The following is a 26,148-nucleotide window of genomic DNA, read 5'->3' on the forward strand; positions in this document are numbered from 1 at the left end:
ACCCGCCTGCATAAGGTGGGTGTTTATTGTTGTAGATAGTTACTGCCGTTGATTTCCGCTGCGGGTGTTTCCATACATTACTCCCATTAACTACTAGATACTTTACACCAATACACTTAAACACCCACCCACACTGGTGATGGTTTTAAGGGCATAATGTCCGTGCGATTTTTTCAAAATAGCGAACACCATAAATCAAGGCATCCTCATCAATTTTAAAGCGAGGGTGATGCAAAGGATAGGCTTCACCAAAATCCTCATTATGCACCCCTATATACTGCATTGAAGAAGGAACAATCTCTGAAAAATCGGCAAAATCTTCTGTTCCAAACATTGGTGCAGGTAATTCCTGTACACCTTCTGCCCCTACAATATCCCCCGCTATTTGACGCGATAAAGCTGTAAGCTCCTTGTCATTGGTTACAGAAGGACAACCAAGTTCCCATTTAATATCTACTCTAGCCCCATGCATGGACGCTATACCATTGACAATCTTCTCTAAATGGTGACGAGCCTCCACACGTACTGTCGCATCAAGCGAACGAATTGTACCACCAAGCTCTGCCGTATCCGCAATAATATTTAAGGCTGTACCACAATGAAATTTAGCTACCGTTAAAACCGGAGCATGAATGCTTGGTACTTTACGCGACACAATAGTTTGCAATGCCACAACCATTTCTGACCCAATCAATAACGGATCAATTGCAACCTCTGGCGTCGAAGCATGTCCACCTCGACCGTAAATCTTAATCTCAAAATCATCTGCAGCTGCCGTAAACTTTCCATCCTTCATGGCAAATTGACCGACTTGATAATCCGGGCTTACATGTAATGCAAATGCATAATCTACATTATCCGCAACACCTAATGACACAAGTTGAGCAGCTCCCCCTGGCGTTACCTCCTCAGCATGCTGGAAAATAAAACGGATTTCACCATTGAAATCTGTACCCCGTTCAGCTAATACTTTCGCAGCACCTAATAACATCGCTGGGTGTGCATCATGCCCACAAGCATGCATCACCCCTGGATTTTTTGATTTAAATGGCAAATCGGTCTCTTCTTCAATTGGCAATGCATCAATATCTGCACGCAATAAAATCGTATGACCCTGCCCCTCCGTCTTCGTCCCTTTTAAACATGCATAAACACTCGTTTCTGTTAACCGTTTTACTTCTAAATGTGGGAATGTTATTAATTGCTCATAAATAAACTGTGCTGTTTGATGCTCTTGATGTGATAATTCAGGATACATATGTAAATGCTGTCTCCAAGCAATGACCTGTTGATGTAAATCTTTTGTTTTTATCATTTGTAAATCCTCCTATCATTCTCTAAATTAAAACGGGCCGTAATTCATAACGTGCGCAATAACTAATAAAATAATGGCTAACGTCGTTTGAATAACGAAGTATGGGAAAACCCATTTAAACCATTTGGAAAATGGAATACCTGCGATTGCTAAACCTGCTAACAAAACACCACTTGTAGGAATGACCATATTCGATATACCGTCTCCAAATTGGAAAGCCAATACGGCTGTCTGTCTTGTTACACCAATTAAATCAGCTAATGGTGTCATAATGGGCATTGTTAAAGCAGCTTGTCCACTACCTGATGGCACTAAGAAATTTAAACACAGTTGTAGCAAGAACATACCTACTGCATTAATAGAAGCAGGTAGTACACTGACTGCATTCGCTACAAAATGTAAAATAGTATCAATTAAGCCACCCGATGTCGTAATAACGAGGATTGTTTGAGCAAAGCCAATAATTAAAGCACCCTCCACCATATCTCGCGCTCCTGAAATAAAGCCTTCAGCCATTTGATTTGGACTCATTTTACAAATTACCGACATAATAATGCTGCTTAATAAGAATACGCCACCAATTTCACTGATATACCATTGAAACTTAATAACCCCGACAATTAATGCAACAAAATTCGCTAACAACACCAGCAAAGCCAATAAATGACGACCGCTCATTTTAAAGTCTAAAGATAGTTCCACCGTTTCTTCTCTCTTAAACTTTCCGTAGATTCCTTTCGCTGGGTCTTCTTTCACTTTTTTTGCATGCCGAATAATATAAATTACTGTTAAAAGATAGAACACAACAAATACAATAATGCGATAAGACATACCTGAATACATTGGCAATTCAGCTATCGTTTGAGCAACGCCGATGTTAAATGGATTGGTAATGCCAGATGTAAAACCAGTTGCTAATGTCCCTAGCATGACAATTGCAAAGCCTGTAATGGCATCCATTCCTAGAGCCATCGTTAATGGAATAATGATGGCAATATACACAAGTGTATCCTCTGCTGAACCGATTAATGTTCCTAAACTACCAAAGATTAATATCAGAATTGGAATTAACACGTACTCCTTCTGACCAAATTTAGAAGCCATTACTTTAATAAATGAATCGATCGCTCCCGTTTTTTGCATAATACCAAGCGCTCCCCCAAATAAGAAAACAAATAAAATAATGGAAGCACCTTCTAGCATCCCTAAATGGACACTATTGAATATTTCAAGGAAACCGACTGGACTCGAATCTATATAGTGAAATGATTCAGGGTCTACAACCATACGCCCGTTTATTTCAACTCGATCATACTGACCAGCTGGAATAATATACGTAAGGACACTCATAACTAAAATAATAATAAACATTAAAACAAACGCATTAATCCCCTTGATTTTCGGCTCTTCAACATTATGATTCTCTTGTAGATTTGCCATCCTCTCTCCCCTTTGCATTCGTAGTACAAAACCTTAAAGTAGCAACTTGCTACATAAGACAAAAAATCCACCATATACATTTCCACTATACGGAAATTAATTCCGATAAACGGAAATATATTAGTAAAAATATAAAAAAAGAAAACTTAAATGTCAATATTTTTTGATAATTCTGTTTAATAAAAAATTGAAAGATGCTCCCTTCATATAGCCAAAATCCCACGCTCCTTTCAGCAACAAAAAAGACTGTTCCATTTACCAGAACAGTCTCTTTAAAGATAAATCTCAGTACTTTACCTTTTTAGCCAATATTTTAAGTAGATTGATATGATGAATAAACTAATAAAAAAAGAATCGATTATTCTTACAACAAGAATGCCATAATTTAAAAATGGAACATGGTCAATGACATACCAACTAATTACTAATGAACATGTCATTACGAATAAGGATGACCAATAAATAATTTTATCTGTAACACCAACGGTAGCATTTCTATGTCTCTGAGATAATGCTCTGAAATACATATAACCAAATATCAAAATGAACCCCAGTAATGTACTACCATGTTGCAAAAACTTATACAAAGGTAGATCAAAACCATAAATACGATAGATTTTAGTAAATACTGTAGGGAAAGTAAGCACCATATAACCATTTATATGTGTAAAGGAATCCCATACGACATGAGTAAGCATGCCAAACAAGGCAGAATAAATAAACACGACTAATTTCAACAATTTATTGGAATCTACTCTATTTGTAGAAGTATCTTGTAGTATATTAGGCAAATAATGAACGAAGGTTTGGTGTATAAAGAAATGATAGATAAAGTAGATGAAAGCTACTAACGGTAGATTGAACGTAATAAACCCCATAAAAGTATGACCTATTTCACCCTTAGGCTGGCCTCTTAGAAAATACTCAAAGTCTGGCGCCATACTACCGATAACCATGGCAGAAAAATGAATATACTTACTTTTTCTTGAGAACGGTAATACGGCAGCGGGATGTGCAAAAGTAAGTGGCATTGTTGTAAACCCCTTTTTGAAAATTTAGCTTTTACTGTAAGTTCTCAAAAACTTTCCGAATAAAACTGTTGCTCAACTCCTTGTGATGCCTACAAGAATTGAACCTTTTTTCAAGTAAAAGTATAAATTCTATAGGACGTAATGACAAATAAAAACGTAAATCATCGGTCCGAAGAAAGAAATTACAACAACTAAAGCTACATCCCTGCCACTAAAAACGTTTCACTAGTTCCAATGAAAACCTTAAATATAAAATGTATAATCCTCTGGTATCACACGCTTTAAAAACTTTTTCGTCCGCTCTTCTTTCGGGCTAACGAATATATCATGCGGGCTTCCTTCTTCGACAACAACCCCACCATCCATAAAAATAACGCGGTTAGCTACATCCTTTGCAAAGCCCATCTCATGCGTTACAACAAGCATTGTCGTGCCCTCTTTCGCAATGTTCTTCATAACCGTCAATACTTCTCCCACTAGTTCTGGGTCAAGGGCAGAAGTCGGCTCGTCAAATAAAATAATATCTGGGTTCAAGGCCACTGCACGGGCAATACCAACACGCTGCTGTTGACCGCCAGATAACTGACTTGGATAAGCATCATATTTTTCTGACAGCCCTACTTTATCAAGCGCTTTTTTACCGATTTCAATCGCTTCAGCCTTTGCTATTTTTCGGCCAATAACAAGTCCTTCTGTCACATTTTCTAAAGCTGTTTTATTCGTAAAAAGATTATAATTTTGGAATACAAACGCTACACGTTGACGAATAGCATGGACGTCCTTCTTTTTGACATTTTGAAAATCCACATCGATTGTACCGAATGTCGCATGCCCTTGGTCGGCCTTTTCTAAAAAGTTAATGCAACGCAATAAAGTCGTTTTACCTGAGCCACTCGGACCTAAAATAACAACTACATCACCTTTATCAATCGATAAATCTACACCTTTTAAAATTTCATTATCGCCAAATGATTTATGAATATTTTTGATTGTTAACATAAAGATTCACCCCTTAGGCATTTGCCACTTTGTATTTGCTCAAATGTTGCTCGTATCGCTTAAACAAGTATTCAACCGTACTGCATAAAATTAAATACACGATGAATATATCAAGATATGCTTCCACATAATTGTAGCCCACATTTGCAGCAACTTTTGCCTTCAATGTAATTTCTGGTAAGGACATCGCATATCCCAATGACGTCGCTTTTATTAGGTTTACTGTTGCTGTACAAATATTCGGCATCGCCACTACTAATGCTTGTGGAATAATAATTCGGCGATAAGCTTGAAATGTCGTTAAACCCACTGCATGTGCCGCCTCTAGCTGACCCTTTTCAATGGTACCAAGTGCCGAACGGAATACTTCTATTAAAATAGCTGTTGTACTAAAAGCAAACACGATAAATGCATACCAAATTGGATTGATTTTATAAATGTCATAGGTAATATGATATTTTTCAAAAACCATTTTTAATATGAGTGGAATACTACTATAAATAATAAAAATCTGAATAATAATGGGCGTACCTCGAACAAAGGATACATAAATCTTTGCTAGATGATGTATAACCGGAATTTTATTAATGCGTGTCAGTGCTAATAAAAAGCCAAGTGGAAGAGCAACGAGTAATGCAACAACCGTTACAAGGAGTGCGATCGGTACACCCGATAATGCTACAAAAAAGGTTTCAACTAAAAATTGGTAGTTCATCATTACGCCTCCTTACGTTGTTTCTAACGTTCTTTTTCCCTTGCCAAAAAACTTTTCTAACATAGCAAAGAATTTTTCAATCACAATCGACAGTACCCAATAAACAATCGCAAGTGCGATATAGATTTCTAATGCATGGGCATTAATATTACTTGCAATAATTAAATTAGCCTTACCAACAATATCAATTAGCCCAATTGTGTATGCCAATGCTCCTTCTTGTAATAGCGCAATCATGGCATTTCCGAAGTTTGGTAATGCGATCACAAGCGCTTGAGGGAAAATAATGCGGCGATAAGCTTGGAACGGTGTTAACCCTACACTAACAGCAGCTTCAAACTGTCCCTTATTAATAGCCAAATAGGAAGACCTAATCACCTCAGACATAATTGCAGCAAACTGCAATGTAAATGTCACGACGACGAAGAAGGCTGTCTCTATCGCATGAAGATTTAAACCGATGTTTTCCGCTAATGCAGGTACCCCATAATAAACAAGGAATAATAGAACAATGGATGGCGTACAACGCATAATAGTTGTATATAAATTCGCCATTTTTTGTAATACCTTCATTGAACTTAACTTTGCAGCGGCTAATAATAAGCCGAAGAATATACCTAGTACAATGGAAGACCCTGCAACTAAAAAGGTTACTTTTAAAAACGGCAATAATAAGGGAATAGCGTTCCAAATGTACGATGCATCAAAATACTTCTCCATTTCCTCACCAACTTTATCAATGTCTTCACTAAAGGCAGCTAAATTTCAACGCCTTCGCTCTCCGTTTATTAAGAAAGACTGCTGAGTAACTTGACTCAGGCAGCCTTTTAAAAATTATCGATTTACGTTTTCTAACACTTCAAATAAATCACGGCCATAAAACTCTTTACTTAATTCACTTGTTTTCTTTTGTTCTTTAATTTGGGCAATCGCTTTATCATAAGCATCCGCAAATTCTTGTTCTTTTTTATTGAACAGTGGCCATGTTTTAATCACTGCAAATTCGTTATAAACAACCTCATCCTTCAAATTATGATAAGCGCCATCTTCCGCTAATACTTGCTGCTTAAATGGACCTTCAATCATGACACCACCATCAACGCGCCCTTCATTTACCCATTGCACAACATCGACAGTAAAGGCATCACCTGCTTGTAATTTTACTTTGTTGTTAGGATTTGCTTTGTTGTACTCATCGATAATTGTATACTGGGCATTGTTAGCAGCAATCGGCGCTAATGAATATCCTTTTGACGCAAAATCCGCTAATGTTTTAATCCCTTCATCTTCTTTGCGTAGCACTAAACCTGCACTACTTAATCCTAAAAATTCTTTAGGGAAAATGAATTTCTCTGTACGTTCCTGCGTGAAGAATGCATTTTTCACACCGACTTGGTACTTTCCTTGCTCTACACCGATTAATAAATCATCACTTGTAGTTCCAACATATTCGAACTTATATTCAGGTAATAGTTCATCTACTAGCTTCATTACTTCCACGTCGTAGCCTGTTGGATTACCTTTATCGTCAATATAGCTAATCGGTTTAGATGCTTGATCGTATGCTACCTTCACAGTACGTACTTTAACCCCATCTTCTGTTTCATTTTTAGAAGCTTCGCCCGAACTGCATCCTGCTAAAATAGCAAGAGAGGCCAACCCAACTGCTGCAATTTGAAATAATTTTTTCTTTTGTTTAAACATATGTCATTTCTCCTTCATCTCAAGTGATTATATGATTACTGTTCAGATAATTTTTGTTGCTCAATGGCAGCTGTCGCTAATTTTAGTATCGTCATATCATCCATTGGTGGATTATGTAATCCTGCACGAACATTACGATAATAGCGTTGTAACGGGTTCGTAAGCTGTAAACTTTTTGCTCCAACAACGCGCATCGCCTTATCCACGACATCAATCGCAATATTCGTCACCGTATGCTTGGCAACCGCCATTTCATTCGTTAAAGTATGTCGTCTTGTTGGATCATCATAAGCCTCTGCCACGCCATAAAGGACAAAACGTGCCTGATGTAGCTTTAATTCAATGTCTCCTAATAACTGCTGTACATTTGGTAATGTGCTAATCGGGGCATTTAAACTGTTTGGTTGATGATGATTAGCGAAATGTAACGCATAGTCTCTCGCTGCCTGTGCAATCCCTAAGTAAGTTGCAGGGATGTGCAAAATCCAGCCATTAATCTTGCCACCACTTGGATGACTCGGCAATTCTACTAAATGATTAGTAGGAACCACTACGTTCTGTAATACTAAATCATGACTGCTTGTGCCACGCATCGCTGACATTTGCCAATTTTCTTCAATTGATAGCCCTGCTACATCTTTATGAATGAGGAAAAAGCCAATTTGCCCTTTTTCTTCAATCCAAGCAGATGTTAAGAAATAATCGAGTACGGGCGATGCAGTCGTAAATATTTTACGGCCATTTAATAACCAGCCATCCGCTGTCGATACGGCATTTGTTCCTGGACGGCCACCTCGCGTTGGACTACCAGTTGCTAATTCACTGACAGCTCGATTGATAATGGCACCTTGTTGTACTTTCTGTGCGAATTTTTGGAGTAAATCCTCAGCCCATAGCTTTTTGTCATATATTTCGCCAACAACACCTAATGTCCATCCGAGTGAAAGAGAGGCGTTTTCATCGTAACTAGCTAATGTTTCTTGAACGAGAATCATATCGTAAACAGATAATCCTTCTCCTCCATATTGTTTCGGTAAAGTTAGTTTTGGATAGCCGATTTGTAATAGTAGCTTATATGCCTCAAATGGAAACCGGGACTGTTCGTCGACTTCTACAGCCTCCGATTTGATTGGCTCTGCAATTGAAGCCAACTGCTCTAGCCAGTAACGCTGACGCTCCGTTTTAATAAATAACTCTTTCACAAAAATCTCCTTCTTCCCAAATTATATAAAACATATATATTTACTAAGAATTAACGGTTTAAAAAAAATCTCTACCTACATTAAGTAGTGAGATAACTTGTGGTACTGAATTTTCTGATTCATTGACATTATGATACTTTCAACATGGTTAATTGTCAATGGGCTAATCACAAGTTTTTTAGTAAGTATTATAGGATTTATTCCCCTCTTTTATTTCACAACTTATTTTATGCACCAAGCTGTATTCAAAACATATGCTAACACTAAGAAAGAGGTGTATAAATGAACAATAATTTAAATCCATCTCCAAGTACTATCAGCATGACCCAAATGGCTCCTCAAATTATTCAAACAAAATTTGGAGATATTAACGGTGATGGTTTTTTTGAAACTGTATTTTTAATGGGTACTAAAACACCCGATAGCCCGCTCTGGAAAAACATTACACTTGTCATCTTTTACGGGCAGACACGGCAATTCGAACAAATTGGGCTGAAAGAAAACGTTGGCTATAGTCCTACCATTTTTCTCGGAGATTTTACTGGTGATCATATAGAAGATATTATGGTGATTTCTGATACTGGTGGTAGTGGAGGAATTATTAACGGTGAAATTTTTTCATCTATAAACAGCAAAGTACGTTCAATATTTGATACCGAGTCATTTAATAATAAACTAACTTACTCAGTCAACTACTTAAATAACTATAAAGCATCCGTGCGGAGTTTTAATCCTAAAAAGCAATATATTCTTGATTTACAATATAAAGGACCCGAGTACTTAGCGGAAATTTATAATCAAGATGGCACATTAAAGCAACCGATTGAAGGTTGGGTTGACCCTATCAGTGGATTATACCCTGTTGATTTTGATCGTGATGGCACATATGAACTATTAGCTTATCAAGAAATTGCGGGCAGATATCATGCGGATGGGTTAGGATATGTTGAAAACATTTTAAAATGGAATGGTCGGGAGTTTGTCGTTGATCGACAATCTGTAGCCATTTATGGTGAGGATTTAACATAAACGCTCATTAAGACAGGTAGCCCTCTGGAAATAGAACTATTTTGGTGTTTATATAAAAAAATCCGTAGACTGCCCTACGGATTTTTAGTAATGAGGGGTTTAAAGCCCCCTTTTTTTATTTTTCCACTAAAGCGAAGTAATTGTTTTCAGGATCTGCAAAGTTAAAAACTCTACCGATTGGCATCATGACTAAATCCCCTACTTTAATTCCTTTCGTTTGGAAATCTTGATACATGTCAGTTATGTTATCAGCGTAAAACATAATAGAAGGTGTCCCTAAATTTAATTCCGGTTGCATTTTCGCAATTACTTCTTTATTGTGCAGTACGAATGACGTTTGGGCATCCTTTGTAGGAGCAATTTCAATCCAACGCATCCCTGCTTCCTTATTATCAGCTACTACTACAAATCCTATTTTTTCAGTCCAAAACGCGACAGCTGCATCTTGATCATTTACATATAACATTACTTGTCCAATTTGTTGAATCATTACAAATTCCCTCCTCTTCTGAGCAATAGTATACATCAAATAGAATATTTCTATGTCTATCAACAAAGAATGTTTTTCAAGTTTTGAGATATTTTTTCGATACGATCAATTATCTAAAAATAAAAACCGATAAGGGCTTAACTTTTATTGTATATTTGTTAAAATTAGCTAGTCGTCTATTATTTACCTTCTTCGGGAAAAGTATAGAACAATAACAATAAAACATTTTTAGTGAGGATTATACAATTGACAAAACTAAGTTTACGGAAAAAGCTCATTTTTTCATTCTTAGCAATGCTTCTCATCCCAACTTTATTAATCGGTATCATTTCTTATCAAAGTGCAGAGAAGCAAATTTCTAAGGAACAACAAGCAAGTACAAACGAAAGTATTCGTATGCTTAATACGAATATTACTAGTACAATTAAGCCAAAGATTGAGGACATTCAATATTTTACTAAGAAACTTAATCAATCTTACTTACAAGAAAGTAAAGTGCCGGAGCTTAAGTCACTATTTAAAGAATACGTAAATATGCATCCAGAGATTGAACTTGTCTATTTTGGGACAAGTGAGGGCAAAATTCTCGATGAGCCCGCTCAGCAATATCAAAGTGACTTTGACCCACGAAAAAGACCCTGGTATACACAAGCAGTAAACAACAAAGGGCAGGTAACGATTACAGAACCCTATATTTCACAAGCTTCTGGTGACATGGTTATTACAATTACACAAGCATTGCCAGATAATTCCGGAGTCATCGGATTAGATCTCAATATATCTACATTAAGTGCCCTTACGAATGATATTCGTATTGGAAAAACAGGCTTTGCCTCACTATTAGATAACAACAAACTATATATTTCTCAACGTGATAAAGAAAGTGGTTCCAAGGCTACTGAAAGTTATATCGCTAAAATTTATGAACAGGATAGTGGCACAATTTTAGAAGCTGATCGACAGCTACAATTTATCACAAATGAACTAACGGGTTGGAAACTTGTTGGTACAATGTTCACAGCTGAAGCGACAAAGGCGGCCGCTACAACGTTTAATATGAACTTAATCATTATTGCGGTGTCCATTGTTGTGGGTGTAATGTTTATGCTGATTATGATTCGTTCTGTCGTAAATCCAATTAATCGACTAAAACATAGTGCTTTAAAAATTAGTGAAGGCGATTTAACGGAATTTATCGAAATTCACTCTAAGGATGAAATTGGCTTACTTAGTGAAGCATTTATTTCAATGAAAGTGAACTTGAAAAACCTGATTCGCAATGTTGACCGCAGCGTCCAACATGTACAAGAATCCGCACAAGGATTATCTGCCCACGCAGAGCAAAATATTGCTTCTTCTGAGCAGGTTTCACAAGCGATGCAACAAGTAGCGATTAGTGCAGAAAGACAGACAACAGGTATCGACCAAAATGCTATCTCTATCGAAGAAATTGCACAAGGAATCGTTGAAGTAGCAGATAGCGCAATGCAAGTAACAGACCTTTCTAACCACGCGATTGTGCAAGCCGAGGAAGGTGGTCAATCCGTTGAACGCACTGTAAATCAAATGGTATCAATTAATGAATCCGTGACACAATCAGACAGAATGATTAAGTCGCTTTATGATCGGACAAAAGAAATTGGTTCAATATTAGAAATCATTAGTGCGATTTCCGACCAAACAAATTTACTAGCATTAAATGCTGCGATTGAGGCTGCTAGAGCAGGCGAGCACGGTAAAGGATTTGCTGTCGTAGCTGATGAAGTAAGAAAATTAGCCGAGCAATCACATCAATCTGCTGAGCAAATTTCTTCGCTTATTACAGGGATTCAACAAGATACGGCTAAATCGGTGGAAACGATGATCAAAGCTTCTTCTGATGTACATGAAGGTTTACAGCTATCAGAAGATACAAGTAAAAAATTCGCGAGCATTACTGAAAGTTTACGTAATATTGCACCGAAAATGGAAGGTATCTCTGCATCTGCTCAAGAAATATCAGCTGTAGTGGAAGAAGTTACTGCAACGGCAATCGAGCTAACTGATCATGCAAAAATGAATGCAGCAGCCTCTGAAGAAGTTGCCGCTTCAACTGAACAAACATTGTCCTCTATGCAGGAGATGACATCCGCAGCTAAAGCTTTACTCGATATGGCGGACGAGTTACAAAGCTTTGTAGGTCGTTTTAAATATTAAGAGGCTGGGACATAACTAAAAAAATTTAAGGAACAGAGAAAAGATGTTCATAAATTTTTGCTATTTATGTAAAACTTAGCTCTTCTTGCTTTTGCAATAAAGAGAAGTGTTCAAGCGGAGACGGTGACTCCCGCAGGAACAGCACACCATGTAAGACGCGGGCATTCCGCGCGTTAGCAAGAGTTGCGGCTTACGGTGCTGAGCGGAAAGCACCGTCGTAGCGGACAACAACGACATTGCAAAAAAGTGTTAGATTGATTAGGTTCAATCTAACACTTTTTCTCTTTTGTCCCAGCCTATTTCAATTTTCCTATTTAGCTTTTTCCTCATGGCTAAACTGCCACTCGATACCAAACTTATCTGTAAGTGAACCGTAACATTTACTCCAAAATGTTTCTTGAAGTTCCATCGTCACTTTGCCACCCTCTTTCAGTTTTTCAAACGCTTGTCGTAACTGCGCTTCATCATCTGTTACAACAGCTAATGTAACATTGTTACCAATGGTAAACGGTGAACCTGGGAATGTATCCGAAAACATTACCGTACTGCCTAAAATGGATAAGCGTGTATGCATAACGAGATTTTTCGCTTCCTCTGGTAATGGATAGCTTGGATCACTTGGTGAATCTCCAAATGTCATAATTTCAGCCTTGTCCGTATTAAAAACTTGCTCATAAAATGTTACAGCCTCTCGACAATTGCCATTGAAAATTAAATACACCTCTACTGCCATGCTCACCACTCCTCTGTCATTTATGAAACAACTCTATTGTACTTAGATAGCGAACGATAAGCTAATCTTATCATTAGGAAATCCTCCATAGTTTTACTTCTGACATTCATATTATACTGTCAAAAAAGGATATGCTTTTCTATGTTTTAGTACCTTTCTTGTCTCCAACTGTCTATTTTTTATTTATTTTGATAAAATCTTTGACTTTTCATTGAAAATCATGTAAATTACCAAATGGCGAACAATTTAAAATAAACATCGAAAAATATTCGTATTTTAGGAGTGTATATAATGGATAATGTATTTGATTATGAAGATATTCAACTAATTCCCGCAAAATGTATTGTAAACAGTCGATCAGAATGTGATACATCTGTTACATTAGGCGGACACAAATTTAAATTACCTGTAGTCCCTGCAAATATGCAGACTATTATTGATGAAAGTATTGCCGCTAAGCTTGCTGAAAACGGTTACTTTTATATTATGCACCGTTTCAACCCTGAAACGCGTATTAGCTTTATTAAAGATATGCAAAGCCGTGGCTTAATTGCTTCCATTAGTGTCGGTGTAAAAGATGAGGAATATACATTTGTAGAAGAATTAGCAAGTGCTGGCTTAGTTCCGGAATTTATTACAATTGATATTGCACATGGTCATTCAAACGCTGTCATTCGTATGATTCAACATATTAAACAACATTTACCAAATAGCTTTGTTATTGCTGGTAATGTTGGTACACCTGAAGCAGTACGTGAGCTTGAAAACGCTGGTGCAGATGCTACAAAAGTTGGTATTGGGCCAGGTAAAGTATGTATTACAAAAATTAAAACAGGTTTTGGCACAGGTGGTTGGCAATTAGCAGCACTACGTTGGTGTGCAAAAGCTGCAACGAAACCAATTATTGCGGATGGTGGTATCCGCACAAATGGTGATATTGCGAAATCTGTACGTTTCGGTGCTTCAATGGTCATGATCGGTTCTTTATTTGCAGGTCACGAGGAATCGCCAGGTGAAACGATTGAAATCGATGGCAAATTAGTAAAAGAATACTTCGGCTCTGCATCAGAATTCCAAAAAGGTGAGAAGAAAAATGTCGAAGGTAAAAAAATGTTTGTAGAACATAAAGGTAGCCTAAAAGATACGTTAATTGAAATGCAACAAGACCTTCAATCATCTATTTCTTATGCTGGTGGCACGAAGCTAGAGGCTATTCGCAACGTAGATTACGTTATTGTAAAAAATTCAATTTTTAATGGCGATAAAGTTTACTAAGCACTTATTAGCTTAACGTAAAGTACCCTATAGGATAGACAACAATCTATCTTATAGGGTAATTTTCACTTTTCATACGATTATGGCGAAAGTTGATAACTCTACACAATGCACTTGAAATATCCCATAGACAAAGAAACAAGCCCCCAAAGGAGCTTGCCTGTTTGAAGTACATCTTTATGCTTTACTAATCGCCTTTAAAGCTTAAATATTACAGCTTGTTGATTACAGCATGTAAAGTTTCTTGTAATTCTGCATCATGATCAGAAAGGTCTACAAGGTTACCTAAACGCTCACGTAATACAGGACGTTCAATGACTAATTTCTCGTCAAGAACTTGAACTAATAACTCAATAATAAGACGGTCACGAACATTTAACGCCTCTTCTAAACGCTCTGGTGTAATTTTTGCATCAGATTTTGCTGATTTTGCCATTTAAAAAAACCCCTTTTATTTTATATTCATGCAACTCTATTTTATCATACAGCCTAAATTTTTTAAAAACTTTCTTTTACAATACTATACAGTTATTTACAGTATTACGCATCTTCTGTTTACGTTATCATGTTATATTCATTAAAAGTAAGAAAATACACCAAATAACTCAAATTTTTGTGAAATTGCTATTCTCTTTTCGACGTTTTATTCATATTCTATAAGATAAATATTATGTTTAAATAAGAAGATGGAGGAATTACATGAATCACAAGCATAATACGTATCAACAACTTGTAAAAGCTGTCCCAAAATCTTTACAATTATTTCTCAACGTCTGCCTTGTATTATTAGCACTTATACTGTCCTTCCTGCTTATGAAAGAGCTCATTGAGTTTCTAAACATCTTATTAAAAGGCGGTACTAGTGACTACAAACTTTTCCTAGCAAATATTCTTATTTTCTTTTTGTATTTTGAATTTATTACAATGATTATTAAGTACTTTAAAGAGGATTACCATTTCCCGCTACGATACTTTATCTATATAGGGATTACAGCGATGATTCGCTTAATCATTGTCGAACACGATCATGCCATTAACACATTAATCTATGCCCTTATTATTTTAATATTAATTATTAGCTATTTTATTATTAATATTACACCTTTAGAAAGACCCGTCCGTTCATCCATCCTAATGAAAAAGGATTAACACGAAAAAATTTTAACGTCTTTCTTCTATTAGAATGCTGTTACACACGTTGGTTTATTCAAAACAAAGAAGAACTTGTGCAATTCCTGTAAAAACTGTTCATCACTAACCTTTAGCATGCCGAGCATAAATAATTCTTGAACCGTCACCACGCCCATCACTAGCGAAGAAAGCTCCGCAATATCAATTATCATTTCTACATCATAGTGTGCGTTTTCTAACATCTCCAGAGCGCCATCTACCGCTCTTATTATAAGAGGCTTATTATTTTCTTCTAACAACGAATCATAAACAGTAAGCTTAAACGTTATATTGCTATTATTAAAATGATGTCGCTTGAGTTCCTGAAAGAAACCTCTTACATTGATTATCCGATACATTAAACCAATCCCTACAATAGCATTGGCATGGTATACACTCGGAATTAAATGATTGGATTCATTACGGACATCCCCTAAAAAGAAATGAATATTGTCATCCTGTGTATGCCATTCAATTCGATTTACTTGATCTGCCTGACTATTTAAAAACGTACTAAGCTCCAGTAAAGCCTCGGGTGTTTCATATAAAAATTCTTTTATAACCATATTATTCAGCAAAAAATTCGACTCACTTTGCTTTTTAAACGAAAATACGATATAGCCTTCTATATGGTCACCTTTGTCGACTGCAATAATATAGTTTTGCGAACTTTGAAAAATGCTATCCAACTCATTTTTTGTTTTTAAAAACATACCATGCTTTTTCAGTGCTATTCTGTTATAACATTCTTCCAACAATTGCTGATCCTGTTGATGTAAATATTTAAGATGCTGTTTGGTGGACCCTTTCGGAAAGCTTGATGGTTGGACTGAATATTGGTACATTTTCGGTCCATAGCCAAAGCCCATTTTTTTATAAAAATCCGGTCTAAATGGATATAAGGCAACGATGTGCACATCCTTCTCTAAAAAAATTTGAAAGAAATGATCGATTAGTTCTTTAGCAACTCGCTCTTTTTTATGCAGTAAGTCTACTGCAACTTGACCAACACCACCAATTGGAATGATATTCGAAAATAAGTTCATTTTAAAATCATGGATACGCATACCACCCAATAAATAGTGGTTTTCCCATAGTCCATAATAATTTATAGTGGGTTCATTGCTCATGTTATGCTTAAAAATGGATACTAATCGCTCCTTTGTTTGTGGAGAAGTTTGCACGACTCCCGGATAAGCACCAATAACAATATCTACATATTTTAAAACTTCTTCTTCTTCTTGAATTTTCTTTACAATTCGCATATACACCCTCCTATTATTATAAAAATATTTGGCTTAATGCCATTTGCTTTCACATTAATTCCCGCCCCTATTAATAACATATATTACCACATACTATTCATTACTGTATGATAACTGTAGAGAAGCTAAAAAATGTGTGTCGATAAAAATGTGCCTTCGAAAGCACGGGGCTGTTAGCTTCCCCCAATATCAACATGTTCGCTGGGAAATGCAAAACAGAGAGCGTAGTAGTTGCCTCAAATATGATGTGTTGAAACGCTATTTCTTTTGCTTCTAACAATGTTGTTAGAGCTATATACATTACTATAAGGAGGATGACAAAGTTGGATTTGATTGATGCCTATATTTATGAAGTGATTCGAAGGATTCCTAAAAATAAAAGGGACGCGATTGGAGTTGAATTAAAATCTACAATTGAAGATATGTTACCCGAAGATTTTTCAGAATTAGAGGTAAAAGAAGCTCTTTTAAAACTTGGAGACCCAGCAAAACTTGCTGCGAGCTATCAACAGGAACCGAAATATTTAATTGGTCCTGAACTGTACAGCACTTACATGCAGACAATCAAAGTAGTGCTTCCTTGGGCAATCCTTATTACAATAATTGTACTTCTTGTAAAAAGTATTTTTTCCTTCCCAGCGGATGGATTGCTGTTGTCTGCTATTATTCAAGCCATATCTATAACGATTGCCACTATGATCGAAGTAGTCTTACAAGTACTGTTTTGGGTTACCATTGCCTTTATCATAACGGAACGCTATGGTAACACGAAAAATCTACTATTCTTTATGAGAAGCAACAAAGAATGGACACCGGAAGATTTAAAGAAAACAAAAATTATCGACAAAGACAATTATATACCGCTTACTGATATTATCTTTAGCCTATTAGGAATAGCCATTTTTACGTTTGTTTATTTGAATGCCGCTCATCTGATTGGAATTTACTCTTCGGATGAAAGAAGTGGCTTAAAATTTGTTATGCCTATTTTCAACCAAGATACCCTCTTGTCTTATAGACCGATTATTTTATTTTGCATCGTTTTAAGTATGGCTTTAACCATATATAAATGGAAGGTTAGACAATGGACCATGCCGATTGCCATTATAAGTGCCGTTCTTCAATGTATGGGTACAATTGTGTTGATTGTCATGGCAAATCAGCCTGATATTATTCATAGTGCGGCAATACCCTATATGGCGGCTATTATGGAAACCACTTCTACAAAGATTTTGTTTACGCTAGATCGCATACTACTTGTCGTAATTACTCTGACGATTCTAGCAAGTGCATTTGATATTTATAGTGGCTTTAAAAAGGCTAAAAAGCGCTAAAATTCTTTATGAAAAATAGTTTAAATCACCAAACAGAAAGGGTAATAAATTAATATTGATTTTTTTCATATTTTTTCACTACTCGTTGTGACTTTCACCTATAGTTAACAGAGGTTTAGCAATAAAAAACAAACTTATTTCCTAGTAAAATATACCTTAAATTCATTAAAATACCGTTATTCTCTAATATTTTGTATAATAATGATGTTAAGAGTATTTTTAATACAATTTATAATCTGCACTTCATCAATGGTTTAAGCAGAATAAGGGGAAAAAACTATGACAATTCTTCTTGTAGATGACAATTCAGTCAATCTATTCGTAATCGAAAAAATTTTAAAAAATGCAGGTTATGATAACTGTGTATCTCTTTCATCAGCTTATGAGCTTTTCGACTATCTTCAGTTAGATGCAAAAAATCCCGCAGGTACTTCTGTCGAGCTGATTTTATTAGACATTATGATGCCTGAAATAGATGGTATTGAAGCTTGCAAACGGATAAAACAAAATGAAAAATTCAAAGATATTCAAATTATTTTCGTTACAGCATTAGAAGATAAAAACAAGCTTGCGGAAGCACTCGATATTGGAGGGGTCGATTATATTACAAAGCCCATCAATAAGACGGAACTTCTTGCAAGAATTCGTGTTGCTCTAAGATTAAAGGCTGAATTAGATTGGCATATGAAACAAGAAATGAAAATCAAGTATGAATTAGATTTAGCCACACGTGTACAACGCAGTTTACTAAGTGCACCTTTAACTGAAGATCATATTCAAATCGAGGTATCCTACCTCCCCTCTTCAAATTTAGCAGGGGATATGTACTATTGGTATAAAATTAACGATCACCGTTACGCGGTTATTTTACTCGATATGATGGGTCACGGTATACCAGCAGCGCTCGTTTGTATGTTTATCTCTTCTGTACTAAGGGAAGCTGTCAAACAGTTGGTGGAACCCGAGCTAGTTATTAAGGAACTAAATCGTTATATGACGCTTCTGCAAAATGCAAAGGAAGAAAATATTCATTACTTTACAGCTATTTACATAGTGATTGATACGGAACAAAAAACAATTGAATACGTTAACGCGGGCCATCCTGCTGGATACGCACTTGTTGATGAAACTACACTAGTTCCTTTAAACCAAGGAAGCTGTGCTGTTGGCTTTTTTGAAGAAATAAAGGTACAAAAACAAACAATCCAATATCAAAAGGATGTACAAATTGTTTTATATACAGATGGGGTTTTAGAGGCGATGGGACCATGCGAAATAGAATCTGAAAAACTTTTACAAAAACTAACCTCAAAAAAATGGAATTATACACAATGTCTGATTGATAATTTACTACCTAAAGAAAAGCAAAAAAACCAACCGGACGATATGTGTGTATTAATGATTCAAGCACAAGCAATGTAAATTTATGAGTCAATAATTTCAAAAATCCGCATACATTTCTGCTGCTGACAAGCGTAAACGCAATGTCTGCAACAGAATGTATAGCGGATTTTTTCTATGACTACCTTCTATTTTTTTTGATAAATTTTTTCAATGGCAACAGTTTCTTTATATTTTGAAATGATCCCGTCACAACGTAGCGTTTCTTTATCACCTAAACATAAAAAGCCATCTCGGCTTAGACTATCGTAAAATAAATGATGTACTTGGCTTTGTAGAGCAGGAGAAAAATAAATTAAAACATTGCGGCAGACAATCACATGAAATTCATTAAAGGATTGATCTGTTACTAAATTATGCTGTGCAAAAATAATATTTTTTAAAAGTTCCGGATGGAAATAGGCGTATTGATAGTCAGTTTTATAGTATTCCGAAAAAGCATGATTCCCCCCCGCAAGCATATAATTCGTTGTATATGCTTGCATTTTTTTTATTGAGAAGGCGCCCTTTTTTGCCTTTTCTAACACATGCTCATTCATATCCGTAGCGTAAATCACAGACCTATCTATTAGTCCTTCTTCCTGTAATAATATAGCCATTGAGTACACCTCTTCGCCTGTAGCACATCCTGCATGCCATATACGAATTTCTGGGTACTGTCTTAAATAGGGCACAACTTCTTTACGGAACGCTTTAAAAAAGCTAGGATTACGAAACATTTCTGTGACATTGATAGAAAAATCATTCAAAAGCTGCTCCAAAAAACTTTCTTCATGTATCGCTTTTTCTTGTACCCGGGAAATAGTCGGTATATTACTCACCCTCATCCGATTATAAATCCGACGAGAAATAGATGAGCGATTATATTGTCGAAAATCAAAACCGGATAAACGATAGATAGCTTCGAGTAGTAACTCAATTTCCATATCCGCATGCTTATTCATTTGTTGCTTTAGCTCAAAATTTTGGAATTGATTATCCATGCTTATTTTTTAACTCCCTTTAGAAACTAGCCATACGCGTAAGACCGATACTAATTGATCTAGATTTAACGGCTTACTAATATAATCAGATGCACCTGCTTCTAGAGATTTATCACGATCTGTACTCATTGCTTTTGCTGTTAAAGCGATAATTGGCAAATCAGTAAGCTTCATTTTCGTACGAATAATAGACATTGTTTCATATCCATCCATATTCGGCATCATAATATCCATCAGAATAAGATCTATTTTATTATTCGTCTCCATAATCTCTAAACATTCTAATCCATCTTTCGCAACGAGAATATTCATGCCTCTTTTTTCAAGCGCTGCTTTCAATGCATAGATATTGCGATTATCATCATCTACGATTAAAATATTTTTCCCTTGGAAAACTTCTACTTCTTGTGGAGAAACCTGATAGCTTTCCTCTACTTGCTCTTCCACTTCTTCAACAATGTCGTCAGCTTCTAGTGTAGCGACCACTTCAACATAAGCGGAATCTATGGCTGCCGTATTTAAGCCGTTAGGTAAACTTGGAATAGTGAGCGTAAAGCTACTGCCTTTCCCTTCTTCACTTTGTAATGCAACCCAACCTCCAAGTAATTTTGCAAATTCCTTACAAATGGATAAACCAAGACCTGTTCCACCATATTTACGTACAGTAGCCCCATCTGCTTGTTGGAAGGATTCAAAGATTAGCTGATGCTTGTCCTTTGGAATACCTATTCCCGTATCAGATACCGTAATTTCAAGCCATTCTGTGCTTACTTCTTGCATATTAGATGTTAGTTGTTGATGATCAAGCTGCTTAATATCTAAATGTACATAACCCTGTTCCGTAAATTTCAATGCATTTGATAATAAATTTTTTAAAATTTGTTGGAATCTCTTTTCGTCTGTATAGAAAATATCGACTACGTTTGGTGCTTTCGAAATATGCAATTCTAAATTCTTTTTCTTAGCTACTGGCGCAAAGATTTGCTCTATTTGCATTGGCAATTCACTCATATTTACTTCATCAAAAATAATTTCAATTTTACCAGCCTCAACCTTTGATATATCTAAAATATCATTGATTAATGCAAGTAGATCCTCACCAGAAGAATGAATGACTCTTGCAAATTCCATCTCTTCTTCCGTTAAATTATCGTTGCCATTCTCTGATAACATTTCAGACAAAATTAAAATGCTATTTAATGGTGTCCGTAATTCGTGGGACATGTTGGCTAAAAACTGAGATTTGTAATTAGAATTTAATACAAGTTGCTCCGCACTATCTTCTAAATCTTTTTTGGCGCTCTCTAATTCTTTCGTTTTCATTTCAGCTTCTTTTGTTCTTTCCTCAAGCTGTTCATTAATCATCGTGAGCTCTTCTGTTTGCATTTGTAACTCTTCCGATTGCGTTTGTAGCTCTTCCGATTGTACTTGTAATTCCTCTGTCATGGCTCTTGATTCATTTAAGAGTCGTACAATTTCCATACGTCCTAAAATGCTATTGACCGTTAATCCAAATGTTTCGATTACTTGGTTCACCAATTCCTGCTGTAACGCTGTATAACTCTTCATTGTCGCAAGTTCTACGACTGCTATAACCTCATCTTCGAATATAATGGGGAAAATAAAAATACTCTTTGGCGGTGCTTCACCTAAACCTGTTCCGATTAAACGATAATCTTGCGAAACATCGTGATTAATGAAAACCCGTTTTTCAAGCGCACATTGACCAATTAAACCTTGTCCAATTTTAAATTGGTCAATACCAACCTTGTCTCCCACGTCAGCAAAGGACGCTTTCTTCACAAAGCAGACTTCGTTATTGTGCATTTCTCGCACATAAAATGCACCGAAGGATGATTGCGTTTTTTGCGCCATTTCTGAAAGAAAAGTTTCAGCCAATTTCGTGATAGCAGAAATACCTTGATATTTTGTAACGATTTCAGCGATATTAGCTTGCAGCCATTCTCTTCGCTCAAGTGTATCTAACAACTCATTTGTCGCATCTGCCAGCGCATTAATTTCATCATTCGTTTTAACGTGAATCCTTGTTCGATGATTACCTTTTGAAGCGGCAATTTCTTTAATTGTTTGTGTGACCTCTGTTATTGTTTTGACGATTGAACGTGAAATCCCACTAGCTATAACAATCGCAATAAAAGATACAAGCACTAAGATACCAAATAATGCCGTAGTTAAATTACTATTTGTTTTGTCTAATTGTTTTGCTTTAGTTTGCGTAAATGCGTTCTCATCTGCACGGAAAGCGTCAAATTGCTTTCGCATCGTGTCCATATCTTTGCGTCCAACATCTACTTTAAAAAATTCTTGCAATGCTACCGTATTCTTTTCTTTTTTTAAATGTATTGTCGGTTCACCAGATGTCGCAATCCAATGTTCTATCGTAGCCTTAATAGTTTCTAACTTCTTTTGCTGATTGCCCCTATTTTCTAATAACTGATAGAGTTCATCATAGTCAATCTTCCAATTTTCTTCGGCATTTTCGTATGGCTCTAAATAGCTCGAATCACCCGTAATAATATAGCCTCGTTGGCTCGTTTCCATATCTAAAATATATTTTTCAATACGATTTGTAAGTGTTTGTACTTGAGAATCATATTTAATAATAAAATTCCTTTCCTTTTGTAGGGAAGTAATCTGATTGTTTAATATAATCACTGACGCAAGTAAACAAAGAATAATCACTACATAACCGAGGGTAATCTTAGTCCGAATACCCATTTTCATTTTTTTATCCATTGTATTCCCTACCTTTACCTGTCCTACTAACATATTAACAGTATAATGATGGAATTAAAAATTACAGATGCACTTCACCTTTTATCCATTTTACTAAAATTGCATATTTATAAATTTAGGCATTTCTTTCTCCCTACTTATTTCCCGCTTCAAAGCCATTTAATCTTATCATTTCAAAAATACCCCCAAAAAATAATGAAAATTTGTCTATTTATACATATCTATTTATATTCATTCTTTTGTATTGTTTCGTGATTTTGTTAATAAGCATCTTATAATTTCATATACATCTTATATTGAATGATTTTGAAATAAGGGGAGAAAAATGTGGATATATTGATTAGGCCTGGTGATTCACTGTGGTATTTCAGCGATTTGTTTAAAATACCCCTTCAACTACTCTTGGACTCCAATCGAAACATCAACCCTCAACACCTTCAAGTAGGACAACGTATTCAAATACCTGGTTATGTAACAACTAGTTATACCATTACCCAAGGCGACTCTTTGTGGCAAATCGCCCAAAACAAAAATCTTCCGCTCAATGCCATTTTACTTGTCAATCCAGAAATCCAACCAAGTCGACTACACATTGGGCAGACAATACAAGTTCCTCAAAGACTAACTTGGCGGCTCGTAAACGGCCAGCAAAATTATGATTACAGCATGATGATGAATGATATAAAAAAACTACAAACCGCCTATCCATTTCTTCAAAGCACATCCATTGGCAACTCCGTTTTAGCACAACCAATTCCTGAGATTTTAATTGGAAACGGCTCAAAACGCATACATTATAACGGTTCCTTTCATGCAAATGAATGGATTACTACACCGACCATCATGACTTTTCTAAACGACTATTTACTCGCACTAACAAATCAAACGACCATAAGAGGGCTCTCGATGGGACCACTTTATAACCAAACAACGCTATCACTAGTTCCGATGGTTAACCCCGATGGCGTCAATTTAGTTATCAACGGTCCTCCAGCTAACGAAGCATTAAAAAATAAACTAATTGCTTGGAATCATAACAGTCAAAACTTTTCTGGATGGAAGGCGAACATTAATGGTGTTGATTTAAACGACCAATTTCCTGCAAAGTGGGAGCTTGAAAATGCTCGCAATCCACAAACACCAGGACCACGTGATTATGGAGGGGAAGCTCCGTTGACCCAGCCAGAAGCTATTGCTATGGCTGATTTAACAAGGAACAGCCATTTTGCTTGGGTTTTAGCATTTCATACGCAGGGCAGAGTCATTTATTGGGGATTTGAAAATCTTGAACCACCTGAATCACAAACAATGGTAGAAGAATTTAGCAGAGTAAGTGGTTATGAGCCCATTCAATCTGCAAATAGCTATGCTGGTTATAAAGATTGGTTTATTCAAGATTGGCGCAGACCAGGCTTCACAGTAGAGCTAGGTAGCGGTACAAACCCGCTGCCAATTAGCCAGTTCGATACTATATACCAAGAAGCGTTAGGTATTTTTTTAGCTGGATTGTATTTATAACAACCAATTTTACTTTTTAAACTTAACGAAGCCGACCATTCAGGATACTTGTCCTACTTGGTCGGCTTTTATTTTTTAACTTTTTCTATAAAGTACCAATTATTACTTTGACAGATAGAGTAATCTTTGCTAATATTACTCCATCAGATAGAGCAATAATTTTAAGTAGGTGACGTATGGTTCGAAGTGACATTATCCGTGGACACTTGGATTCAATTATTTTACGGCTAATTTTAGAGAAGGATCGCTATGGTTACGAAATTTCCCAAGAAATAAGCAACCGGACAAAAAATCGTTTTCAAATTAAAGAAGCAACTCTATACGCCGTATTTCAACGTTTAGAAAAAAAAGAAGTAATTGAAGCCTATTATGGCGATGTATCGCACGGAGGCAAAAGAAAATATTATCGCATTACCTCATTAGGCAAGGCTTATTTAAGCGAGCTTGTAAAAGAATGGGCAGAAGTGAAGGAAATTATCGACTTATTTATGGAGGACTTAGAATGAAAAAAATTAAACATCATATTGATGAGCTATTTAAAGACATGCCACGCAATACTGAAACAGAAATGGTGAAACAGGAAATCATCGAAAACCTTGAAGAAAAAGTATTTTATTTAATGGAGCAAGGGAAGGAAGAAGAGGATGCCATCAATAAAGCAATCGTTGAATTTGGCGATATTGAAGATTTAAAAAAGGAATTGGGTGTAAAAGAGCCTGAAAAGAAAAGTATGGCTAAGTTAAATTTAGAATTTTCGCTATGGGGAAGTGGATTAATAGCAGCGTTCTTTATTTTTATCAATCTTTATTACACACCCAATACAATTTGGGCGATTTATCCAATTTTCGCAATACTATGGTGGCCCCTTTCGATGTACTTCGTCTGGTCACGTAAGAAATGGAGTGAGTAAATATGAAACATTTTATTAGTTTTTCGGTTGTTGGCAGTTTGATGACTATGCTATTTTTAGGAATTGTCAATTATACAACAACTCCTCAAACAATATGGTTTATTTACCCTTGTATATTGCTGTTGCTATGGCCAATCACTCTATATTTCATGTCCAAAAAACTATATAAACAATACGCCGTCATTTGTAGCGCCATGGTTATTGCTTTTCTCATTATTGAAAATCTATTGTATTCACCGCAGCATTTATGGTTTATCTATGCTATTTATCCGATAGTATGGTGGCCCATTCTTATGTATTTAGAGGAAAAAGCGAAATCATTAAATATTGCACTGATTGGCTGTGCAAGCACCATCTTCTATTATTCATTCATCAATTTCATCATGTCCCCACAATATCCTTGGGCGATTTACCCGGCATTTTTAGTGATATGGTGGCCATTAGCTCTATATCATGCCCAAAAAAGAACGTTCGTTGCCTTCTCGGTTTATGCTAGCTTACACATCAGTATCTTTTTTATTATCGTCAACATTGTTTCTTCACCAAGCGTAATTTGGGCGATCTACCCAATATTCTTAGTACTTTGGTGGCCATTAAGTATGTATTTTTATGTTTATAAAAGAAGACTTTATCAAAGTTCTACCATGACCAAAGATTTTTAAACGACTACAATACAGCTAA

Annotated in this window: 24 protein-coding genes; 10 read left to right on the forward strand and 14 right to left on the reverse strand. The window is 36.0% G+C overall.

What is annotated here, in order from left to right; translation table 11 throughout:
- Positions 1-145 precede the first annotated feature (145 nt).
- From T479_RS22235 to T479_RS22270, 8 genes are all read right to left on the reverse strand, one after another.
- Complete coding sequence (locus T479_RS22235) at positions 146-1,315, reverse strand: M20 metallopeptidase family protein (protein ID WP_025220870.1); 1,170 nt, start codon at positions 1,313-1,315, stop codon at positions 146-148.
- Positions 1,316-1,342: 27 nt separating this feature from the next.
- Positions 1,343-2,755, reverse strand: coding sequence for a YfcC family protein (locus T479_RS22240; RefSeq protein ID WP_024364434.1), 1,413 nt, complete (start codon positions 2,753-2,755; stop codon positions 1,343-1,345).
- Between the two features lie 293 nt (positions 2,756-3,048).
- On the reverse strand, positions 3,049-3,786 hold the full coding sequence (locus T479_RS22245) for a DUF4184 family protein (protein ID WP_025220871.1): 738 nt from the start codon (positions 3,784-3,786) through the stop codon (positions 3,049-3,051).
- Between the two features lie 243 nt (positions 3,787-4,029).
- Positions 4,030-4,785 carry an amino acid ABC transporter ATP-binding protein gene (locus T479_RS22250; RefSeq protein WP_024364436.1) on the reverse strand — a complete coding sequence of 252 codons (756 nt, stop codon included), beginning with the start codon at positions 4,783-4,785 and terminating at the stop codon, positions 4,030-4,032.
- A gap of 13 nt (positions 4,786-4,798) precedes the next feature.
- Complete coding sequence (locus T479_RS22255; protein WP_227665391.1) at positions 4,799-5,503, reverse strand: amino acid ABC transporter permease; 705 nt, start codon at positions 5,501-5,503, stop codon at positions 4,799-4,801.
- A gap of 9 nt (positions 5,504-5,512) precedes the next feature.
- Positions 5,513-6,220 carry an amino acid ABC transporter permease gene (locus T479_RS22260; protein ID WP_025220872.1) on the reverse strand — a complete coding sequence of 236 codons (708 nt, stop codon included), beginning with the start codon at positions 6,218-6,220 and terminating at the stop codon, positions 5,513-5,515.
- A 114-nt stretch (positions 6,221-6,334) separates the two neighbouring features.
- A complete protein-coding gene (locus T479_RS22265) occupies positions 6,335-7,204 on the reverse strand; it encodes a transporter substrate-binding domain-containing protein (protein WP_025220873.1) in 870 nt (289 codons plus the stop codon).
- A 35-nt stretch (positions 7,205-7,239) separates the two neighbouring features.
- The gene (locus tag T479_RS22270) at positions 7,240-8,406 is read right to left on the reverse strand and encodes an acyl-CoA dehydrogenase family protein (protein ID WP_024364440.1); all 1,167 of its coding nucleotides are present in this window, start codon (positions 8,404-8,406) and stop codon (positions 7,240-7,242) included.
- Between the two features lie 282 nt (positions 8,407-8,688).
- Between T479_RS22270 and T479_RS22275 the strand changes: the two genes are divergently transcribed.
- Entirely contained in the window at positions 8,689-9,435 is a 747-nt protein-coding gene (locus tag T479_RS22275; protein ID WP_025220874.1) for a YybI family spore inner coat protein, read from the forward strand.
- A gap of 115 nt (positions 9,436-9,550) precedes the next feature.
- Here the strand turns inward: T479_RS22275 and T479_RS22280 are convergent, their stop codons facing one another.
- Positions 9,551-9,925 (reverse strand): VOC family protein, encoded by a 375-nt coding sequence (locus tag T479_RS22280; RefSeq protein ID WP_024364442.1) that lies wholly within the window; start codon positions 9,923-9,925, stop codon positions 9,551-9,553.
- 246 nt (positions 9,926-10,171) lie between these two features.
- Between T479_RS22280 and T479_RS22285 the strand changes: the two genes are divergently transcribed.
- Positions 10,172-12,121 carry a methyl-accepting chemotaxis protein gene (locus T479_RS22285; RefSeq protein WP_025220875.1) on the forward strand — a complete coding sequence of 650 codons (1,950 nt, stop codon included), beginning with the start codon at positions 10,172-10,174 and terminating at the stop codon, positions 12,119-12,121.
- A 310-nt stretch (positions 12,122-12,431) separates the two neighbouring features.
- Here T479_RS22285 and T479_RS22290 read toward each other — a convergent pair whose 3' ends face one another.
- Positions 12,432-12,854, reverse strand: coding sequence for a VOC family protein (locus tag T479_RS22290; protein ID WP_025220876.1), 423 nt, complete (start codon positions 12,852-12,854; stop codon positions 12,432-12,434).
- 291 nt (positions 12,855-13,145) lie between these two features.
- On the opposite strand from T479_RS22290, the gene guaC reads away from it, so the two are divergent.
- On the forward strand, positions 13,146-14,129 hold the full coding sequence (guaC, locus tag T479_RS22295) for a GMP reductase (protein WP_029747417.1): 984 nt from the start codon (positions 13,146-13,148) through the stop codon (positions 14,127-14,129).
- A 211-nt stretch (positions 14,130-14,340) separates the two neighbouring features.
- Here guaC and T479_RS22300 read toward each other — a convergent pair whose 3' ends face one another.
- Positions 14,341-14,565 (reverse strand): hypothetical protein, encoded by a 225-nt coding sequence (locus T479_RS22300; protein ID WP_024364446.1) that lies wholly within the window; start codon positions 14,563-14,565, stop codon positions 14,341-14,343.
- 263 nt (positions 14,566-14,828) lie between these two features.
- Between T479_RS22300 and psiE the strand changes: the two genes are divergently transcribed.
- Positions 14,829-15,278 (forward strand): phosphate-starvation-inducible protein PsiE, encoded by a 450-nt coding sequence (gene psiE / locus T479_RS22305; RefSeq protein ID WP_024364447.1) that lies wholly within the window; start codon positions 14,829-14,831, stop codon positions 15,276-15,278.
- A 29-nt stretch (positions 15,279-15,307) separates the two neighbouring features.
- Here psiE and T479_RS22310 read toward each other — a convergent pair whose 3' ends face one another.
- Entirely contained in the window at positions 15,308-16,564 is a 1,257-nt protein-coding gene (locus T479_RS22310; RefSeq protein ID WP_025220877.1) for a GNAT family N-acetyltransferase, read from the reverse strand.
- A 323-nt stretch (positions 16,565-16,887) separates the two neighbouring features.
- Here T479_RS22310 and T479_RS22315 point away from each other — a divergent pair, with 323 nt between their 5' ends.
- Both T479_RS22315 and T479_RS22320 read left to right on the forward strand, forming a co-directional pair.
- The gene (locus tag T479_RS22315) at positions 16,888-17,898 is read left to right on the forward strand and encodes a hypothetical protein (protein ID WP_025220878.1); all 1,011 of its coding nucleotides are present in this window, start codon (positions 16,888-16,890) and stop codon (positions 17,896-17,898) included.
- A gap of 279 nt (positions 17,899-18,177) precedes the next feature.
- On the forward strand, positions 18,178-19,320 hold the full coding sequence (locus T479_RS22320) for a SpoIIE family protein phosphatase (RefSeq protein ID WP_025220879.1): 1,143 nt from the start codon (positions 18,178-18,180) through the stop codon (positions 19,318-19,320).
- A gap of 107 nt (positions 19,321-19,427) precedes the next feature.
- Here T479_RS22320 and T479_RS22325 read toward each other — a convergent pair whose 3' ends face one another.
- Both T479_RS22325 and T479_RS22330 read right to left on the reverse strand, forming a co-directional pair.
- Positions 19,428-20,282, reverse strand: a complete 855-nt coding sequence (locus tag T479_RS22325; protein ID WP_024364451.1) for a CheR family methyltransferase — start codon at positions 20,280-20,282, stop codon at positions 19,428-19,430.
- Positions 20,283-20,291: 9 nt separating this feature from the next.
- The gene (locus T479_RS22330; protein ID WP_025220880.1) at positions 20,292-23,039 is read right to left on the reverse strand and encodes a CHASE3 domain-containing protein; all 2,748 of its coding nucleotides are present in this window, start codon (positions 23,037-23,039) and stop codon (positions 20,292-20,294) included.
- A 327-nt stretch (positions 23,040-23,366) separates the two neighbouring features.
- Between T479_RS22330 and T479_RS22335 the strand changes: the two genes are divergently transcribed.
- The 4 genes from T479_RS22335 (at position 23,367) to T479_RS22350 (ending at position 26,129) form a co-directional block, all read left to right on the forward strand.
- A complete protein-coding gene (locus T479_RS22335; RefSeq protein ID WP_024364299.1) occupies positions 23,367-24,557 on the forward strand; it encodes a M14 family metallopeptidase in 1,191 nt (396 codons plus the stop codon).
- Between the two features lie 176 nt (positions 24,558-24,733).
- Entirely contained in the window at positions 24,734-25,063 is a 330-nt protein-coding gene (locus T479_RS22340; protein ID WP_025220881.1) for a PadR family transcriptional regulator, read from the forward strand.
- Positions 25,060-25,467 carry a permease prefix domain 1-containing protein gene (locus tag T479_RS22345; protein WP_024364301.1) on the forward strand — a complete coding sequence of 136 codons (408 nt, stop codon included), beginning with the start codon at positions 25,060-25,062 and terminating at the stop codon, positions 25,465-25,467. Before T479_RS22340 ends, T479_RS22345 begins: the two co-directional genes overlap by 4 nt.
- 2 nt (positions 25,468-25,469) lie before the next feature.
- Complete coding sequence (locus T479_RS22350; protein ID WP_024364302.1) at positions 25,470-26,129, forward strand: hypothetical protein; 660 nt, start codon at positions 25,470-25,472, stop codon at positions 26,127-26,129.
- Positions 26,130-26,148: the final 19 nt, after the last annotated feature.

Origin of the sequence: Lysinibacillus sphaericus, from assembly GCF_000600105.1 — a bacterium.
GTDB classification, from domain to species: domain Bacteria; phylum Bacillota; class Bacilli; order Bacillales_A; family Planococcaceae; genus Lysinibacillus; species Lysinibacillus sphaericus.

Bases quoted from the DNA above. Each gene is read 5' to 3' on its own strand.
- T479_RS22235 (WP_025220870.1), bottom strand. From the start codon at position 1,315: ATGATAAAAACAAAAGATTTACATCAACAGGTCATTGCTTGGAGACAG.
- T479_RS22240 (WP_024364434.1), bottom strand. From the start codon at position 2,755: ATGGCAAATCTACAAGAGAATCATAATGTTGAAGAGCCGAAAATCAAG.
- T479_RS22245 (WP_025220871.1), bottom strand. From the start codon at position 3,786: ATGCCACTTACTTTTGCACATCCCGCTGCCGTATTACCGTTCTCAAGA.
- T479_RS22250 (WP_024364436.1), bottom strand. From the start codon at position 4,785: ATGTTAACAATCAAAAATATTCATAAATCATTTGGCGATAATGAAATT.
- T479_RS22255 (WP_227665391.1), bottom strand. From the start codon at position 5,503: ATGATGAACTACCAATTTTTAGTTGAAACCTTTTTTGTAGCATTATCG.
- T479_RS22260 (WP_025220872.1), bottom strand. From the start codon at position 6,220: ATGGAGAAGTATTTTGATGCATCGTACATTTGGAACGCTATTCCCTTA.
- T479_RS22265 (WP_025220873.1), bottom strand. From the start codon at position 7,204: ATGTTTAAACAAAAGAAAAAATTATTTCAAATTGCAGCAGTTGGGTTG.
- T479_RS22275 (WP_025220874.1), top strand. From the start codon at position 8,689: ATGAACAATAATTTAAATCCATCTCCAAGTACTATCAGCATGACCCAA.
- T479_RS22280 (WP_024364442.1), bottom strand. From the start codon at position 9,925: ATGATTCAACAAATTGGACAAGTAATGTTATATGTAAATGATCAAGAT.
- T479_RS22290 (WP_025220876.1), bottom strand. From the start codon at position 12,854: ATGGCAGTAGAGGTGTATTTAATTTTCAATGGCAATTGTCGAGAGGCT.
- guaC (WP_029747417.1), top strand. From the start codon at position 13,146: ATGGATAATGTATTTGATTATGAAGATATTCAACTAATTCCCGCAAAA.
- T479_RS22300 (WP_024364446.1), bottom strand. From the start codon at position 14,565: ATGGCAAAATCAGCAAAATCTGATGCAAAAATTACACCAGAGCGTTTA.
- psiE (WP_024364447.1), top strand. From the start codon at position 14,829: ATGAATCACAAGCATAATACGTATCAACAACTTGTAAAAGCTGTCCCA.
- T479_RS22310 (WP_025220877.1), bottom strand. From the start codon at position 16,564: ATGCGAATTGTAAAGAAAATTCAAGAAGAAGAAGAAGTTTTAAAATAT.
- T479_RS22320 (WP_025220879.1), top strand. From the start codon at position 18,178: ATGACAATTCTTCTTGTAGATGACAATTCAGTCAATCTATTCGTAATC.
- T479_RS22325 (WP_024364451.1), bottom strand. From the start codon at position 20,282: ATGGATAATCAATTCCAAAATTTTGAGCTAAAGCAACAAATGAATAAG.
- T479_RS22330 (WP_025220880.1), bottom strand. From the start codon at position 23,039: ATGGATAAAAAAATGAAAATGGGTATTCGGACTAAGATTACCCTCGGT.
- T479_RS22340 (WP_025220881.1), top strand. From the start codon at position 24,734: ATGGTTCGAAGTGACATTATCCGTGGACACTTGGATTCAATTATTTTA.
- T479_RS22345 (WP_024364301.1), top strand. From the start codon at position 25,060: ATGAAAAAAATTAAACATCATATTGATGAGCTATTTAAAGACATGCCA.
- T479_RS22350 (WP_024364302.1), top strand. From the start codon at position 25,470: ATGAAACATTTTATTAGTTTTTCGGTTGTTGGCAGTTTGATGACTATG.